This window comes from Formosa haliotis (assembly GCF_001685485.1).
GTDB classification, from domain to species: domain Bacteria; phylum Bacteroidota; class Bacteroidia; order Flavobacteriales; family Flavobacteriaceae; genus Formosa; species Formosa haliotis.
On the sequence record NZ_BDEL01000001.1, the window covers coordinates 2,025,066 to 2,043,863 of the forward strand.

General features: G+C 32.9%; 15 protein-coding genes and 2 pseudogenes. 4 read left to right on the forward strand and 13 right to left on the reverse strand.

The features are described 5' to 3' along the window. Window positions 1-24: 24 nt before the first annotated feature. The 13 genes and pseudogenes from A9D35_RS19550 to A9D35_RS08315 all read right to left on the reverse strand — a co-directional run bounded on the left by A9D35_RS19550 (window position 25) and on the right by A9D35_RS08315 (window position 13,610). Entirely contained in the window at window positions 25-1,575 is a 1,551-nt protein-coding gene (locus A9D35_RS19550; RefSeq protein WP_066221486.1) for a DapH/DapD/GlmU-related protein, read from the reverse strand. A gap of 10 nt (window positions 1,576-1,585) precedes the next feature. Continuing rightward, entirely contained in the window at window positions 1,586-2,320 is a 735-nt protein-coding gene (locus A9D35_RS08260) for a sulfotransferase family protein (RefSeq protein ID WP_141675496.1), read from the reverse strand. An 8-nt stretch (window positions 2,321-2,328) separates the two neighbouring features. Continuing rightward, window positions 2,329-3,609, reverse strand: coding sequence for an ABC transporter ATP-binding protein (locus A9D35_RS08265; protein WP_066221492.1), 1,281 nt, complete (start codon window positions 3,607-3,609; stop codon window positions 2,329-2,331). 26 nt (window positions 3,610-3,635) lie between these two features. Further along, window positions 3,636-4,495 (reverse strand): annotated as a pseudogene (locus tag A9D35_RS08270) (ABC transporter permease). A 3-nt stretch (window positions 4,496-4,498) separates the two neighbouring features. Beyond that, on the reverse strand, window positions 4,499-5,521 hold the full coding sequence (locus A9D35_RS08275; RefSeq protein WP_066221497.1) for an NAD-dependent epimerase/dehydratase family protein: 1,023 nt from the start codon (window positions 5,519-5,521) through the stop codon (window positions 4,499-4,501). A 2-nt stretch (window positions 5,522-5,523) separates the two neighbouring features. Continuing rightward, window positions 5,524-6,914, reverse strand: a pseudogene (locus A9D35_RS08280) (UDP-glucose 6-dehydrogenase). Between the two features lie 6 nt (window positions 6,915-6,920). Then, window positions 6,921-7,877: a GDP-L-fucose synthase family protein gene (locus tag A9D35_RS08285; RefSeq protein ID WP_305775307.1), complete on the reverse strand. Its 957-nt coding sequence runs from the start codon at window positions 7,875-7,877 to the stop codon at window positions 6,921-6,923. 23 nt (window positions 7,878-7,900) lie between these two features. Beyond that, on the reverse strand, window positions 7,901-9,019 hold the full coding sequence (gmd, locus tag A9D35_RS08290; RefSeq protein WP_066221503.1) for a GDP-mannose 4,6-dehydratase: 1,119 nt from the start codon (window positions 9,017-9,019) through the stop codon (window positions 7,901-7,903). A gap of 28 nt (window positions 9,020-9,047) precedes the next feature. Beyond that, the gene (locus tag A9D35_RS08295) at window positions 9,048-10,046 is read right to left on the reverse strand and encodes an SDR family oxidoreductase (RefSeq protein ID WP_083191659.1); all 999 of its coding nucleotides are present in this window, start codon (window positions 10,044-10,046) and stop codon (window positions 9,048-9,050) included. A 24-nt stretch (window positions 10,047-10,070) separates the two neighbouring features. After that, window positions 10,071-11,372, reverse strand: coding sequence for a nucleotide sugar dehydrogenase (locus tag A9D35_RS08300; protein WP_066221506.1), 1,302 nt, complete (start codon window positions 11,370-11,372; stop codon window positions 10,071-10,073). 161 nt (window positions 11,373-11,533) lie between these two features. Then, a complete protein-coding gene (locus A9D35_RS08305; RefSeq protein WP_066221511.1) occupies window positions 11,534-12,007 on the reverse strand; it encodes a UpxY family transcription antiterminator in 474 nt (157 codons plus the stop codon). After that, window positions 12,008-12,532, reverse strand: a complete 525-nt coding sequence (locus A9D35_RS08310; RefSeq protein WP_066221515.1) for a transcriptional regulator — start codon at window positions 12,530-12,532, stop codon at window positions 12,008-12,010. 223 nt (window positions 12,533-12,755) lie between these two features. Further along, a complete protein-coding gene (locus tag A9D35_RS08315) occupies window positions 12,756-13,610 on the reverse strand; it encodes a zinc-dependent peptidase (protein WP_066221519.1) in 855 nt (284 codons plus the stop codon). A 313-nt stretch (window positions 13,611-13,923) separates the two neighbouring features. On the opposite strand from A9D35_RS08315, the gene A9D35_RS08320 reads away from it, so the two are divergent. Genes A9D35_RS08320 through A9D35_RS08335 form a run of 4 tightly spaced genes read left to right on the forward strand, consistent with a single transcriptional unit; the run spans window position 13,924 to window position 18,793 of the window. After that, window positions 13,924-16,245, forward strand: coding sequence for a DUF8693 domain-containing protein (locus A9D35_RS08320; RefSeq protein ID WP_066221521.1), 2,322 nt, complete (start codon window positions 13,924-13,926; stop codon window positions 16,243-16,245). A gap of 37 nt (window positions 16,246-16,282) precedes the next feature. Further along, a complete protein-coding gene (locus A9D35_RS08325) occupies window positions 16,283-16,573 on the forward strand; it encodes a hypothetical protein (protein WP_066221524.1) in 291 nt (96 codons plus the stop codon). A 6-nt stretch (window positions 16,574-16,579) separates the two neighbouring features. Then, window positions 16,580-17,713, forward strand: coding sequence for a hypothetical protein (locus tag A9D35_RS08330; protein WP_066221527.1), 1,134 nt, complete (start codon window positions 16,580-16,582; stop codon window positions 17,711-17,713). 9 nt (window positions 17,714-17,722) lie between these two features. Further along, window positions 17,723-18,793, forward strand: a complete 1,071-nt coding sequence (locus A9D35_RS08335) for a nucleotidyltransferase family protein (RefSeq protein ID WP_066221530.1) — start codon at window positions 17,723-17,725, stop codon at window positions 18,791-18,793. Window positions 18,794-18,798 lie beyond the last annotated feature (5 nt).

Below are 18,798 nucleotides of genomic sequence, written 5' to 3' on the forward strand. Positions count from 1 at the left end.
ATTGTTAGGTAAAAAATTAATAATCTAGTTTATTTTAAGTTCTGAAATTAAATTATCAATATTCCAGAAATTTTTCTCAATTATACCTAATTGATCATCTGGCAAATCCCACCATTTCAATCTTTGCAACTCACGAATAGTTTGATCTGAAAAACGATATTTTATCACTTTTATTGGACTTCCCACAGCAATTGCATAGGGAGGTATATCCTTACTCACCACAGAACCAGCCCCTATAATCGCACCGTCTCCTATTTTTACTCCATCTAATATTGTTACATTCATTCCTATTAATACATCATTCCCTATAAAAATAGTTTCACGCTCATTGATTTTATCCCTATCACATAAAGTCATTCCGTTTTGTTTCATTGTTGAATAAAACATTGGGGCTGTAGAAACCCCCTTTGTGGGATGAATGCCATAACCACAAACTAAATTGGGACCGATAGAACAAAACTTTCCAATAATGGCATTACTAATAAGACTATTTTGAGCCAAATATGTATAATCCCCGACAAGTACTTCGGATAAAGCATAAGGAGGATAAATCTTAGTCTTAATTCCTAAATACGTATTATGTTTACCAGAAAAAGGCTGTTGCTGTTTATTCAATTGATGTCTTACTTCTGGAAAAAATTTAAAGAAAAGTTTGTCAATTAATTTTTTGAATTTTAATTTACGTTTTAAAATTTCAAAATTTGATGGTTGTAATTCATTCTTGATACCATAAAACTGTTTGATAATTTCTTCAGCATCTTTATTTTCTAAAAAAGTAATATCTTTAACTTTTATATTATCTGAAAGTCTAAATTGTTTAAATTTGTCTGTTGATCCATTATGAACTCCTGTATTATCAAAACCAATATTCTCAACTAGTGAAATACTAGGATATAACGTATACCCTTTCTTCATTAAAACACTAATATGCCATTTAATAAACCAAGTATTCATTCTTCCCAATTTATTTAATTTTAATTGAGATCCTAAAAAATCACCTCCAAATTTATTTATCAATTGCCAATTATCACCTTGGGTAGCAAATTTTAATAATTTATCTGTATCCTTTTGAAAGTATTTCCATGCTCTATCCCAAGTAGCCCAGCCCCAACATAAAGGAACATTAAAAAAGAAAGTTTCTGGTAAATTCATTTTATGAGGGTACATAAACCCTGAAATATGCATTACCTCATCCTCATTTTCATAAAAATTTAACGCATCATTCATATATTGTAAAAATCCTGGAGAAGTTACAATATCATCTTCCAAAACGATTACTTTGCCATATTTCGTTACAATATCAGATACTCCAAAAATAATTGACTCTGCTAAACCTTTATTTGTATCAGATTCAATAACATTGACCGTTCCACACCACTGTTTTTGTTTTAAAACAGCTCTAGTTTCTTTTATTTTATTTAAGTCTGTAGTTGATGCATCTGATTTAGGTCCATCCGCAAAAATGTAAAGTATAGATTGATCAGCTAAAGCATTTTTAGAAAGTGCTTCTAAAGTTTTTAGAGTATGATCTGCACGATTGTATACGAAAAGAATAATTGGAGCTATTTTTTTCATTTAAACAAGATTACCATTCTTGATTTTTTTCATAACCAAACTGAATCAATAAATCATTAGCTTTATCTTTAAAGACTGCCTTTTCTTCATCTGAAATTTCATTTATCCACCTTACTGTAGATGCCTGAAGAGGTCTATTGATTTGAGTATTTCGATATTGAGTATGATCATCATATTCTTTATTCGTTCTATTATTTTTAAAAAACTCTCGTTCTTCCTTATGATAATTCATTATTTCAGGATAAGGTTTAAGATTTAAAAAATTTAACACCTCTTCTATAATTGGATATCCTTTGAGTGTAAGTTCTTCCAATTTTACCATAAAAATATTTTCACTAAAATTTGAATTCAACCAAAGGTTGTTATCATTTACCCATCGATTAACACCTCCTAAGTAATCACCATTCCGCTTCTTTAAAGAGGATGCTACGTCCCTTCCATCTCTTACCATTACTATAAACTTTGCTTTAGGAAAAACCTTAATAATATCTGTTATTTTAGATACATGTTTTGGTGTTTTTTCTAATAATCGCTTATTACCAGCATCATTAAAATATTTTTTAATCAAATTATAGTTGAAAGGTTTATCTAAAAATAAAAATGTTTCATTAGGTATCCCATAAACCTCTGGATGAAAGGATAAAATTGATAACATAATCGAAGTCCCACTGTGCCCACAACCTATAATAAAAATAGGTTCTTTACTACCATACCTTAACTTTGTAATAATTTTTTTTAATTCCATATATATTACTATTTGTTTAAAACTTCCCAATTATAATTAATAAGTACACCAGGATGAGATTTTGGTGGTAATTTACCTGTTTTATAAAAATCACCTCCTACAACCGTAATAATACCTGCTTCTTGAATCCAATCTGAAACCATTTTATCCACTTCTATAAAAATGTTATAAGTATAAACACCTTCTGGTAAAGGAAAATTAGGAATATTTAAATTTAAATGCCCTTTTAAACCTAATATTCCTCCAACATTAAATATATCGCTAGGACAAGAAAATAGCAATACACCCTTTGAATCCCTTAAACCTAAAGAAATTTTGACCCTATTAAAAGAAAATTTATCAATTGCACTATAAGAAATTTTAATTCTAAGATCCTGACCAGTTAAAACTGAGTCAATTTTCTTATTATCATTATTAAATAAACTAATTCCTTCAAATAAAACTTTTTTATCACCCTTCCTATCGTTTCTATCTTTCCACGAAACACTACTCTTATCCAAATTCATAGAAATATACTGTTCGATTACCTTCGATGTCGTATTGACAGATTTTATACTACCGTTCTCCATTAATACACAACTATCGCATAATTGTTCAATACTAGCCATATTATGGCTTACGAATAAGACTGTACGTCCACCTCCTTGACTTACTTCCTTCATTTTACCAATGGCCTTTTTTTGGAATTCGGCATCCCCTACTGCAAGCACTTCGTCTACTATTAAAATTTCGGGCTCCAAATGTGCCGCCACAGCAAAGGCTAAACGCACATACATCCCCGAAGAATACCGTTTAACAGGGGTATCTATATACCGTTCACAACCAGCAAAAGCAACTATTTCATCAAATTTTGATCGAATTTCTGGTTTAGTCATTCCCATAATGGCCCCATTTAAAAACACATTTTCACGACCAGTTAACTCAGGATGAAATCCAGTACCAACCTCTAATAATGAAGCAATACGACCTCGGGCCTTTATACTTCCTGTTGTGGGAGCAGTTACACGGCTTAATAGTTTTAATAATGTAGATTTCCCTGCACCATTTTTACCTATAATACCTAAAACCTCTCCTTGCTTCACTTCAAAATTAATATCTTGTAAAGCCCATACATATTCTGAATTACCTTTACTTGTTCTATCATTTGCCTCTCCGATTTTCAGGTAAGGATCTTCTTTCCCTCTCACCGTATGCCACCAACGATTTACATCATGAGCAAACGTTCCAGTTCCAACAGTACCTAGACGATATTGTTTACTTAAATTTTCTACTTTTATAGCAGGTTTCATTTTATAACTTTTAAATTAATAAGGACCTAAACGGTATCCATAAAACTTTTCTCTACCTTGTTAAAGGTAAAAATTCCAATACACAACAAAACAATAGTAACACAAAAACTGTAACTTAAAGCTCCCCAACTAAAATCACCCACTCCCAAGAAAGCATACCGAAATGTTTCAATAATGGCACTCATAGGGTTAGACATAATAATCGTTTTCATCCTTCCATTTATTGAACTTGCAGGGTAAATTATAGGTGTAGCATACATACCTAATTGTATCGCAAAACTAATCAAAAACGTAAAATCTCGATACTTCGTTGTTAAAGCCGTTATAATTAAGCCCAGCCCCAAGGCTAAACCTGCAGTCATTAATATAAGAACAGGAATTATCAATATATACAAATTAGGAACAATACTAGTTTCTTTAAACACTAAGTAATAAAAAAAACTCCTAAAAATAACAAAAACTGGACTCCAAAAGTTAACAATTTAGAAACAGTGATACTAATAGGAGTAACCAAGCGAGGGAAATAAACTTTCCCAAATACTCCTTTATTTGCTGTAAATGTATTGGATGTTGCACTAAGAGTAGTTGCAAAATAATTCCATAAGACTATCCCTGACAGGTAAAAAACTGCTTGAGGTAAACCATCTGTACTCATTTTTGCAATACCTCCAAAGACCACCATAAACATTATGGTAGTTAAAACAGGTTGTACAAAAAACCATAGAGGACCAAAAACAGTTTGTTTATATACAGCAACAAAATCTCGTCGTACAAATAGTGTTAATAAATCTCTATATTGCCAAAGTTCTTTAAAATTAATATCAAATAATTTAGATTTGGGATAAATCTCAATATCCCAATCTTCTTTTTCTATTGTATCTTGCATTACTTAATTATAATAATTATTATACCAGTTTACGAAATCGGTTATACCGTCTTTTACACTAGTTTCAGGTTTGTAATTATATTGTTTTTGAAGTGCTCCAACATCCGCGAAAGTTTGCTTTACATCTCCTGCTTGCATTGGAAGGAGTACTTTTGTAGCCTTTTTATTAAGCGCTTCTTCAATTGCTTCAATATAGTCTAACAATTGTACCGGTTGACTATTTCCGATATTATAAAGATTATATAATGATTTTGAATCGGAAGGTTTTAACAATGTTGAAGTAACTCCTGATACAATATCATCTATATAAGTGAAGTCTCTAGACAAGTCCCCATTATTAAAAACCTTAATAGGTTTATCATTGATGATAGCATCTGTAAATAAAAACATCGCCATATCTGGACGTCCCCATGGCCCATATACGGTAAAAAACCTAAGACCAATAGTTTCAAATCCATATAAATGGCTGTAAGTATGAGCCATTAACTCGTTTGCCTTTTTTGTAGCTGCATACAAACTTATAGGATGATCTACATTGGCTGTTTCTATAAAAGGCACATAATCACTATTTCCGTAAACACTAGAACTACTCGCATATACTAGTCGTGAAATATTATAATGCCTACAACATTCCAAAATATTTAAAAACCCTATTAGGTTACTATCCGCATAAGCATTAGGGTTTTCTAAGGAATAACGTACCCCGGCTTGAGCTGCCAAATTACATACCATATCAATCTTATGCTTTTGAAATAGTTTCGGCAAAGCATCACGATCTTCTAAATTTATTTTAGTGAATTGCATACGCTCGCCAAATGTATTACTGCTTGTCCATTTCGATTCCTGTTGAGCACCAATTTTATCTATGCCTAACTGAGCTAATCTGTCTAATTTTAAATTAACATCATAATAGTCATTAATGTTATCAAGCCCCACAACACAATGGCCCAACTCTAAAAGTCGGTTCGCTACGTGGAAGCCAATAAAGCCAGCAACTCCAGTCACTAAAATAGTTTTAGATTCCATAATTACTGCCCAATTACATACACCTTAAATCCAATAGTCTCTAAAGCGTCTTTATCTAGCACACCTCGACCATCGAATACAAAGGCTGGTTTTTGCATATTATCATAAACTTTTTGCCAATCATAGGTTTTAAACTCATCCCACTCTGTTAAAACAGCTACGGCATGAGAACCTTCTAAAGCCTGATACGGATCTTTAACTACGGTTAAGCCTTTTTCGTTTACTTGAGAACTACGTGTTTGCAAATAATCTAAGTCACTATACATTTGTTGCTCTGTAACCTTAGGGTCGTATACTACCACTTCAGCCTGTTCATCTATTAAAATATCGGCTACATAAATTGCTGCAGACTCACGGGTATCATTCGTGTCCTTTTTAAATGCCCAACCTAAAAACGCAATCTTTTTACCAGAAACGGTATTGTAAAGCGTTTTTATCATATTTTTAGCAAAACGATGCTTTTGATGATCGTTCATAATAATTACCTGTTCCCAATAATCGGCTACAGCATCAAGTCCGTATGATTTTGCAATATATACTAAATTTAATATATCTTTTGAAAACAAGACCCTCCAAAACCAACAGAAGCTTTTAGGAATTTTGGTCCAATACGGCTATCTTTTCCTATGGCATTTGCAACTTCGTTTACATCTGCCCCAGTTACCTCACATAATTCTGATAATGAATTTATAGAAGACACACGTTGTGCTAAAAAGGCATTTGCAGTCAATTTAGACAACTCAGACGACCATAAATTAGTCGTTATAATATTTTCTTGTGCTACCCAACTTCCGTAAACATTTACTAATGCATCAATAGCTTCTAAACCTTCTGGAGTTTGTTCTCCCCCAATTAACACACGGTCAGGCGCCATTAAATCTTCTACCGCTGTACCTTCTGCTAAAAATTCTGGGTTGGATAAAATCTGAAATTTAGCTCCATTTCCTGTATTATCTAATATACTCTTAATAGCCTGTGCTGTACGTACAGGCAGCGTAGATTTTTCTACGATAATTTTATTATCTTTTGCTACGCGAGCAATCTGACGTGCACATAATTCAATATATTTTAAATCTGCAGCCATCCCTTTACCTACACCGTAAGTTTTTGTCGGTGTATTTACAGAAATAAATACCATCTCAGCCTCATCGATTGCTTTGTCTACTTCTGTTGAGAAAAATAAATTTATTCCTCGTGCTTCTCCAACAACCTTATCTAAACCAGGCTCGTAAATAGGTAAATTATCTAAATTATCATCATTCCAAGCAGCGATACGCTTTTCATTTAAATCGACAACAGTTACTTTAATTCCCGGGTTCTTTTGTGCTATTACAGCCATCGTTGGTCCTCCAACGTACCCAGCACCTATACAACAAATGTTTTTAATTTTCATTCTGATTTATTTAGACAATTTAACTTGTTTTAATGTGTCTTGATTTTCCAAAAACCAAGCATATGTATATTTTATACCTTCCAACAGTGATGTTGAGGACTGCCAACCTGCATTCTTTAATTTCGAAACATCCATTAATTTTCTAGGTGTTCCATCTGGTTTTTCTGAATCCCAAATAATGTCCCCTTCATGACCAATAACTTGTTGGATAGTCTCGGCTAATTCTTTAATGGTAACATCTGTACCTGTTCCCACATTATATAAATGTTCTGGCAATATATTATTTACCGCAAACACAACGGCTTCTGCCATATCATCTACATACAAAAACTCCCGCATTGGCCTACCACTACCCCATAAAGTTACTGGCGTATGACCGTTTGTTTTTGCTTCATGAAACTTACGAAGCATAGCGGGTAATACGTGGGATGTTTTTAAATCGAAATTATCAAAGGAGCCATATAAGTTTGTAGGCATTAAACTCACAAAATCTTTATGATATTGCTTTCTAATAGCTTCGCATGCTTTCACTCCTGTAATTTTAGCAATAGCATACCATTCATTAGTGGGCTCTAGACTATCTGTTAACAAACAGTCTTCTTTTAGAGGCTGTGGCGCTAACTTTGGATAAATACAAGAACTTCCTAAAAAGATAAATTTCTCGACATTTAATTTATGAGCAGCATCTATTAAGTTATTCTGAATTTGTAGATTCTCCATTAAAAATTGATACGGAAAATCGTTATTCGCTAATATTCCTCCTACACGTGCAGCCGCATCAATTATTACATTAGGTTGCTCTGAAGCTATGAAATTTGAAACCGCTTTTTGATCGCGTAAATCTAATTCAGAGCTTGTTTTTCCAATAATATTGGTAAAACCATCTGCTTCTAAAGCTCGCCGTACAGCAGAACCCACCATACCGCGGTGTCCTGCAATGTATATTTTAGATTGTTTATGTATACTTTTCATTTGATGGTTTTAGCCTATTCGAAATAATTTAAAGTATCATATCCGTTTTCTTTCAAAAACTGATCCTTCTGCATTAATTTGATATCACTTTGCATCATATCTTTAACTAAATCTTGTAAGTCGTATTTCGGAATCCACCCCAATTTATTGTTTGCCTTTGAGGCATCACCAATAAGTAATTCAACTTCGGTTGGTCTAAAATATTTAGGGTCGACCGCTAATACTTCTTTTCCTTTTTCTAATTGGAAGTCTGGATTGTCACAAGATACTACATAGGCCTTTTCTTCTACACCTTCACCTTTAAATTCTAAAGTTATTCCTAATTCAGCAAAGGCCATTCTAACAAATTCTCTAACACGTGTGGTTTTCCCTGTCGCAATTACCCAATCTTCTGCTTCATCTGCTTGAAGTATCATCCACATCATACGAACGTAATCTTTGGCATGACCCCAATCACGTTCTGCATCTAAGTTACCTAAATAGAATTTATCTTGAAGTCCTAAAGCAATTCTAGAAACAGCACGTGTGATTTTACGAGTTACAAACGTTTCCCCACGTATTGGTGATTCATGATTAAATAAAATACCATTACACGCATACATACCATAAGCTTCACGGTAATTAACAGTAATCCAATAGGCATACATCTTTGCAACGGCATAAGGGCTACGTGGATAAAAAGGTGTCGTTTCAGATTGTGGTACCTCTTGAACTTTTCCATATAGTTCTGAAGTAGAAGCTTGATATATTCTTGTTTTCTTTTCTAAACCTAATAAACGTACAGCATCTAAAATACGTAAAGTACCTAATCCATCTGCATTTCCGGTATATTCGGGAACTTCAAAGGAGACATGAACATGGCTCATTGCTGCCAAATTGTAAATCTCGTCTGGTTGAATTTCTTGAATTAATCGAATTAAGTTGGTACTATCTGTCATATCGCCATAATGCAAAAAGAAATTACGGTTTTCCATATGCGGATCTTGATATAAATGATCGATACGATCGGTATTAAAAAGAGAAGAACGACGTTTTAAACCATGTACTTCATATCCTTTTTTCAATAAAAACTCACTTAAGTAAGCACCATCTTGGCCAGTTACACCTGTAATTAAAGCTACTTTATTACTCATTATATTTTTACTTTACTTTTAATTCTTTCTATAAATTATTCCAATACCAAGAGACTGCCTCTTTAATACCTTCCTCAATAGCATGAGTAGGTTGATATTCTAATTTTTCTTTTGCTTTCTCGATACTCGCTAAGGAATGTGGTATATCCCCAATGCGATTTGGTCCGTGTTTGATTTCTACATGAGCTATTTCAGCATCTAAATCGGCTAAATATGTTTTTAAATATTGAGTTAATTCTAATAATGTCGTTCTATCTCCTACAGCAGTATTATACACCTCATTTAAAGCAGATTCATTTGTAGTAGTAATAGCCCGTAAATTCATTTGAAGCACGTTATCTATATAGGTGAAATCTCTTGAATATGATCCATCACCGTTAATAATAGGACTTTCATGTTTCATAAACTGTTTTACAAATAAAGGAATAACTGCGGCATACGCTCCATTTGGATCTTGTCGTCGTCCAAATACATTAAAATAACGTAAGCCTATTGTATTCAAACCATAGGTTTTATTAAAAATATCAGCATACAATTCGTTTACATATTTTGTAATGGCATAAGGAGACAATGGTTTACCTATTACGTGTTCTACTTTTGGCAGGCCTTCTGAGTCGCCATAAGTTGAACTACTCGCTGCATATACAAATCGCTTTACTTTGGCATCGCGTGCCGCAACTAACATATTTAAGAAGCCACTAACATTTACATCGTTAGATGTAATAGGATCCTCTATAGATCTTGGCACAGACCCTAAAGCTGCTTGATGCAAAACAAAATCTACACCAGAACAAGCTTTATGGCAAGTTTCTAAATCACGTATATCACCTTCAATTAAAGTGAATTGTTTATGTTCTAAATAAGCTTCAATATTATGCCTATGTCCCGTTGAGAAATTATCGAGACAAACAACACTGGCTTTATTTTCTAATAATACTTCTATTAAGTTTGAACCAATAAAACCCGCACCTCCTGTCACCAAAATGGTTGAGTTTTGTAAGCTCGGCATCTGCAATTCCTTTATCATCTATCTTAATTTAAAAATATTATTCTATAATCGTTTAGTTACTATATCTTTAGGAAGTATTCCTTTTACATCGTAAACAATTCCGTTTTCAGCCTTGAATTTTTCAATATCTAAATCTAGAAATTCTTTATGAGCAACTGCTAGTATAATACTATCATACGTATTACCTTCTATATTTGAAATTAAGTCTACACCAAATTCATGTTTAACTTCCTCTTGATTTGCCCATGGATCGTAAATATCAACATCCATATGAAAATCCTTCAAACCATGATAAATATCGATAGCTCTAGTATTTCGAATATCCGGACAATTTTCTTTAAATGTAATTCCAAGTAATAAAGATTTAGCCCCTTTTACACGTTGTCCTTGTCCAATCATTTCTTTAACGATTTCTTTTGACACGTAATCACCCATACTATCGTTTAAGCGACGCCCTGCGAGAATTATTTCTGGGTGATACCCTACTTCTTGTGCTTTCTGAGCCAAATAATAAGGATCTACACCAATACAATGTCCACCTACAAGTCCAGGTTTAAATGGAAGAAAATTCCATTTAGTACCAGCCGCCTCTAGCACATCGTGGGTATTAATATCTAATAAGTTGAAAATTTTAGATAATTCATTTACAAACGCAATATTAATATCACGCTGACTGTTTTCTATTACCTTAGCAGATTCTGCAACTTTAATCGAAGTTGCTTTAAATGTTCCTGCCGTAATAACTGATTTATATAATTGATCGACAACTTCTGCAATCTCTGGTGTTGAACCCGATGTTACTTTTAGAATTTTAGCTACGGTATGTTCTTTGTCTCCCGGATTGATACGCTCTGGAGAATACCCCGCAAAAAAATCAACATTAAATTTTAATCCACTAACCGCTTCCAATACAGGTACACACTCATCCTCTGTAACTCCCGGATATACTGTTGATTCATAAATAACAATATCTCCTTTTTTCAATACTTTACCAACCGTTTCTGAAGCTTTCACCAAGGGTGTTAATACCGGACGGTTATTTTTATCTGTGGGTGTTGGCACAGTAACAATAAATATGTTTGCCGTAGAAAGATTTGCCACATCAGAAGTTGGTAATAATCCAATTTCATTAGATTCCATTTCTTTGGCTTCATGAAGCACTTTTTGCAAATTTTCAGAACTCACTTCCAAAGTATGATCTTCCCCTTTATTTAATTCCGCTACACGTTTTGTATTTATATCAAAACCAATTGTATTATATTTTTTCGCAAATTCGACCGCTAAGGGTAAGCCTACATAGCCTAAACCGATAACAGCAATGGTGTTTTTAGTTGCTTTTTCCACAAAATCAGGTATTAAAATTTATTACTTATTAATTGATAGTTCATTATTAAATTTAAAAAAACTAGTTGAAATAGTTCGATTTTCCCTAAGCTATATGAATGGCTTCGCCGTGGTGCATCCCATTTATTGCCGCACCAACATATTATTTCAAATACATTTTATCACTGCATTTGTAGTTTGACTACAAATCCTAAATTCTTTAAAATTACCCAACATTGATTCCCAGACACTTGTTTTATTTCTCCAAGTTGATCTTCAAATCCAAAATCGGTCATTTCAATTTTTGCTCCTGGTTGTAACGACGCTATTTCATTTAAAGATAACTTTTCATCCTTTTCAACCTCCTTCAATACTAAAACCTCTCTTTCTTTCACCTCTACAGGTTGCCCATCCCAAAACATATATCTCACTACACCTGCCACATCAAAAACTCTGTTACGCTCCGAATTCACTAGTTTAACTAATACCATAGAGGGTAATAAAGGCGTTTTCACTTTTTTCCTTCGATCACTCCAAATACGGATTTCAGTTTTAACAGGACAATAAGCTTCTATTCCTAATCGCGTTAGTTTTTCTTCAACCTTTTTTTCATTTCTTGCCTTTGTATAAACAACATACCATTTCGCCTCCACCATCTACTTAGACTTTTCTATTGCATCATCGTAAATAACAAAACCTTTCTTTTCGCAAAAATCATCTGTAAATGTAAAATTTACTTTGCGCTGTATTTCAGTTTCTAATTTAGAAGCCATTTGTTTTATATAAACAGTATTTAAATCCTCTCCTTCCACTACAACATCAATTACACCGGTATCTATCCCCTCTGCATAATCCCCAACCACAATCACACGAGACACATTCCCCATTCGATTCAGTACGGTTTGAACAATATTATCTAGCCCCACATACTTTCTCACCATATTTTGCAATGGTTTAAATAATGGGTGTTCGGTATTTGCTTTGTAAGTTACTTTATTTTGCTCTTTCCCTTTCCCGAGATAACCTGCAGAAGATAATTGATTTAATTCTTTACGGACAGCATTTGTAGATTCATTAAACTCCATAGCCAAACCACGTAAATAACCGCTATTATTAGCGTTTATAAACAACTTTACGAGGATACGTATTCTGGTTTTTGAGGTAATTAAAGACTCTAACATTCTGATTAATAAAACGAGTAACAAAATTACTCTTTTTAATTTACTAAGCACAAGAAAAAACTTAAGATTTTTTCACGAAAACGATTTAGTGTATTAAAATTAATAATATGACAATAAATGCCATAAATAGATTATAATAACACAACTATTTATAGAGTTATACCATAATTTATTTAATTACTAACTAGATTGCACTGTATAAAAAGTTAAACGAATTAATTTTTTAGTATCCTTCAAAATTAAAGTTTAACATTTGTTTTGTTTTAGCATATATCTGAGGGAATTGCCCTCTAAATTCGGTAGGGTTTTCTATAAAATGTTCCATAATTACTGCTAAGAACTCAAATTGATTTAAAAAGGCATACTCTCTAAAAAACCGAGAACTTAAAAGTTTCTGACGCAAACTTTCGTCTCTACCCAACAAACTTGTTAACTCGTTAAAACTATCATTGAATATAGTAGAACTCACATCACCTTCCTTCATACTATTCATATGTATAGCATGTGTAAACTCATGTATACCTAGGTTTATATTATCATTTGTAACCTCTAAGCCATGTTTAAAATCAGCCCAAGATATCACCAAAGCTTTCATCCGCGGATTCATTTCCCCCTTATGATAAGAAGCGTTTGAAGTAGAGTAAAATTTATCGGGATAAATAAATATTTTATCGATTAGCCCTATAAAAAAATCCCGAAACCCGAACGTTAAAATAACAGCATTTGCAGATATTAAAAGTTTCATATCGTGGGTTACCATTAAATTTTCCCGACCAATAAAATCTTTATCTTTTACAAAAGACAACACTCTATGATCGAAATACAATTGCTGTTTTAAGGACAAGTTTTTATAAAAAGTAAAATTATCTTTTAGCAACTGCCTGTCTTCCATATTCATTTTTTTTAAGGACATATAAAAATGTACAAAAATGGGCTTCTTAAATAAGATAACATACACCATTTCCATCATCTTAAAAGTATAATATACCATAATTACAAGTAAAAAAAACAGAAACACCCCTAAAATTATTTTGCTAGGCATGTTAAATTCCTGAATTAAGAAAGTTAATTTGATCATAAAATGAGAATTAGAAAAGCGAACAATATAAAATTTATCGCATATAAATTTAAATATAAAACACTGACTAACACCACATTCTAAACACATTTAGACAACTTCATATAATTTCACGACGAGCCACCATTTTTCTCTTTTAGCCTAGCTTTTCATCCCTACTTACCAACCATTCATCCAAAAAATATTAAGGTTTAATTATATAATAACACTAGCTTTCTAAATTTAATTATATTTGCACCATCTAAACTATTGTATAAATTAAATATCAATGACTTACTTTAGTAGATTGCTATGAATCTAAAATAATTTTACTATGAAGAAAATTTACTTATTATTACTATTTTGTATAACGTTTACTTTTATAAGTTATGGGCAAGTAACACAAACTTTATATAAACAAAGTTTCGACGGCTCCAATAATAATTGGTTACCAAACGAACCAAACCCTAGTTTCAAAACAAATTCTGCTATACAGTGGGGGGTGATGGATCAGTTAACAGTTCAAGCCGATGGTAACACCTATACTTTAGGAAGTATTGATGGCAACAATTTTTTAGCTTTAAATGCTAAAACTTTTAACACCCCTCCAAACCAAAATAAAGTATTTACTTTTTGGTTACAAGATGTTGATATCTCTGGCCATTCTGGTGTTGAAATGACTTTTACTTGGGAGTTTTCTGCCCAGAGTGAAACAGCAAAACCAACTGTAAATTATGAAGCATACGGAGATGAAGATTTTGACAATCCCTTCGCATATACTACAGAATCATTAATTAAAGACCAAAGTTCAACTACAGGAGGATCCCACATTATAGTACCAGATAACAAGAACTATAACAGTGTTTCGCTGTTTATAACTATAGACTATACTAATGTTACAACCTCAACTGATATCAATAAATTTATGATTGGGTTTGACAACTTTTACATCACTTCTACCACCAATAATTATCCTGGTTATGTTTATACAGGCACTTCTTGGACAAAACCATCTAGCTACCCTAATGCTCCTTCTGAACCTGATAACACCACAGGTGCACACGATGCTTTAATTCTTTCAGGTAATTATGAGGTTAACTCAAATGTGATATTAAAAAATGTGTACACGGAAGTAGGGGCTGGAACTACAATTAAACCTACAGGTTCGTTAACAGTAAATAATATTGAAACAATCAATAACTTAGTTATAGAATCAACAAGTATGAATTACGGATCCTTGGTTGTTAATGGCACAATAGAAGGTAATGCGAGTTATAAAAGACATGTAAATATAGACGGACAGAACGATCTTATTTCTGCCCCGGTTACAGGACAAACTTTTGGTTCTTTTGCTGCAGCAAACCCCAATTTAGCTTCGGCAGATATAACGAACACTACTATTAAAAAATTTGGTCCTTTTTCTAAATCTGGTAACGGAGAATCGTACGACAATTGGGGAACAAGTTCAAGTGCTGAAGGTAACAGGGCTCTTGCTGCTGCAGTAGGATACAGAACCGCATCTACAGATAACGGAACATTTACTTTTACAGGTGTAGTAAATACTCAAAACATTAATGCCCCAGTATATCACAATTTGGCTCAAGACTATTCCCAATGGAACTTAATTGGAAACCCATACCCTTCTTATTTAAGTGTTCAAGATTTTTTAGCCGCCAATGAAAAAGGAGAATATAATGTTGGAACGGAAAACAACCCGATTTATGAAACTAGAAATAAGTTTTTTCCTGGAAAATATGCCGTATATGGTTATGATGGAGATGCTTCAGATGGTTGGGATATTCACAATTTAACTTCGGATTATCTTATAGCTCCGGGACAAGGTTTTTATGTTGGTGTAGGAGAGAACTATTCTGGCGAAATGTATTTCACACGTACCATGAGACGCTCCACCGGTGGAGATGATTTTATACCACAAAGAGCTAATAATTATAATAAAACACATTTCAAATTATCTCTTTCGACCATTGACAAATTACGTCATACCAGCGAAGTTTACTTCCTCGACGACATTGTAACATTAAGTCTAGACGAAGGTTACGATGCTACTATTTTCGGAAACAACTCGTCCGGTTACACCCTATTTACACAGCTAGTGGAAAGTAACCCTACTTATAAATTGGGGATTCAAAGCTTACCTAATTCATCCTTGAATGAGGAAGGTGTTAAGGTAGCTCTAGGTGTTATAGCTCCACAAGGGCAACAATTAATTATAGATATTAAAGAAACTACATTAACAGATGATGTATTAGTATATCTAGAGGATACTAAAAACAATACGTGGACCTTATTAAACGAAAAAGCCTATACATTTACTACAGATTCTAGATTAACAGGAACCGGGAGATTCTATATACATGTTTCGAAAGACGATAGGTTATCTTTAGACAAAGAAAATCAATTAGAAAACTTGAAATTTATAACTGGAAATCAATCCATTAAGATAAAGGGCCTTTTAGAAAAAGACTCAAAAATTACAATATTTGACATTCAAGGACGTTCTTTAACAAATAGAATATTAAACAATACAGTTAATGAATTTACCGTTAACACTGCAAATTATAGTAGTGGGATATACATTGTTAAAATTGAAAATGTAAAAGGAAACAATTTATCAAAACGTGTTATTTTAAAATAACAATTTATTTACACAAACTTAGTTTATATTTGTACTTATGAAAAAAGAAATTGAAAATAAAGATATAACTCGTAAAGAGGCTATTAAAAAAATGGGTAAATACGCTGCATTAACGGCAGTAGGTACATTTGCTGTTTTAAGCCCATTACGAGCACAGGACAAAAGTAATCCTCTAAATCCAGGAAATAGTGCTGCATCAGAACAAACTTTAGAAATCACTCCTACAGAAGAAGCAACTCCAAGCAGTTCTAGGTCTAACGGGAATGGATATGGTAGAGGAAATGGAAATGGACACGGCTACGGACACGAAAAAAATAAACATAACTAAGGTTTATTGAACAATAATTTAGTTCCTAAATATACTCAATCCGTTAGTGAGTCTATCATACTTTGGTTCGAGACATCGAATCAATATACGGTAGTCGCTAACGGATTATTTCATTTAATTCAGATTTATTTTAATTCTGAAAGCAAAAACCAATGCATAAAACGAATAAGTCAAAAATTATCTAACTCAACCGAAGAGGCAGAACCTATTTTTGATGATTTAGATCAATTTATTAAAGATCAAAACAAGACCTTAGAGCATGAAGTAATCGAAGATTTAGTCGGGTTTACAAATACTCAACGACATATGTCACGCTATTATTCCATTTTAGATCAAACTGTAAAGGTTTATTTTCAATCTGAATTACTCCTTAATTACATTCATCCTCAATTAGTACATTTAGAAATCTCAGATTCTAATGTACATTTACACGAATTCGATATTTATGAAGATGACCGTGCAATAAAATTATACCGAGACGAAAGGTTTGTTAAATCATTTCCTAAAGCGGGTTTCCATTTTTTACAAGGAAAATTTGCCATGGAATTAATTTGTGCCCTTTACAACAAAAAAGAACATGATTGGATAGGTATGTTTCATGCTTCTACAGTTTCAAATACCAAAGAAGCAGTCATGATTATTGGCACCTCTGGAAGTGGTAAAAGCACATTAACAAGCTTACTCGCCAATAGTGGCCTAGATCTTGTTGCAGATGACACTACGCCCATATTACGAGACGATTTAAACACCTACTACTACCCTGCAGGCATCTCGGTTAAACAGGGTGCATTTAATGCTTTAGAACAAATCGTTCCAAATTTTGACAAACTCAAGGAGAATCATCTTTACAAATATAAAGGTACTATAAAATACGTGCCTACAAAACGTCCGATAAAAACCAATCTGCCTTGCAAAACGATTGTACTCGTGAAATACAAGAAAAATTCTGAAACAATTCTAGAACCTTGTCCGGCAACAGAAGCCCTAGAAATTCTAATCCCCGATTCTTGGATTTCTCCTCATCCAGAAAATGCGAAAGCATTTTTAGAATGGATTTCTACAGTAACATTCTATAAATTAACTTACAGCAACAACCAAGAGGCTATTGATATATTTTCGACTATATTTAACAAGGCATAGTCTAAATTTATGAAAGCGTTTCAAAATACCTTACATCATATTGCGTCTATATTAAGTTTTGAAAACAATAGAGAACAATTAAAACTCCAGATTGAAAACAAAACTATAGACTGGGATAACATCGTTAAAGTAGCAAGCAGTTACCTTATACTACCGGCAATATATTCTAGACTTAAAAGTAAAGACCTTTTAAACTTACTCCCAGAGGAGCTTAAAAATTATTTACAATACATTTCCGATTTAAATACCGACCGAAACAACACACTTTTAGAAGAAGTTAAACTCATTAGCAAGTGGTTTAGTTTAGAACAAATAGAACACGTTTTTTTAAAAGGAACTGCTATGATAGCCTCTAATTATTACAAAGACAACACAGAACGTATGATTGGCGACATCGATGTTTTAGTTCCTAAAAACCAAAGCCAGAAAGCCTTCGATTTACTCTTAAGCAAAGGTTATACCTATGCATCGACACCTACTATAAATCCAAAGTATTTTGAAGACAAACACTTATACCGGTTAGCATCTAAAGCACATATTGGAGCAGTAGAAATTCATTTCAAACTTCTAGATAAAGATCAGAAAGATTTTGAACCTCGTGATGTTTTAGCAGATAAACAATTTGTTGGCACCGATAATATACCAATAGCAAGTGTAAAACATTTAGTGTTGCACAATATTCTCAACTTTCAAATAAACGATAAAGGGTCTTATTATAATTTTATTGGACTGAAAAATTATTTTGACACCTTGGTCTTACTCCCTAGATTGAACACTTCAGATTTAGCTTCTATTACAAAAAATGTCTATGTTAGAGATAATATTAACTTGGGCACATTATATTTTAAGGAATTTCCTTCCCTTAAAAAAACGATTAGAGAACGCTTAAAACTAAATACCTATAGGTTTATAAGCTCCAATCGTCGGGCTAAAAGCCTACATTATAAATCTCTTGCCTATTTCGATTTGTCTAAACTCTTGTTACATCGTACTTGGTTCTTTATTAAAAACAAAAATTACAGAAAAGATGTTTTGAACGATAAAGAGCGCATTACTGAATTTATAAAATCTAAATTATAACCACG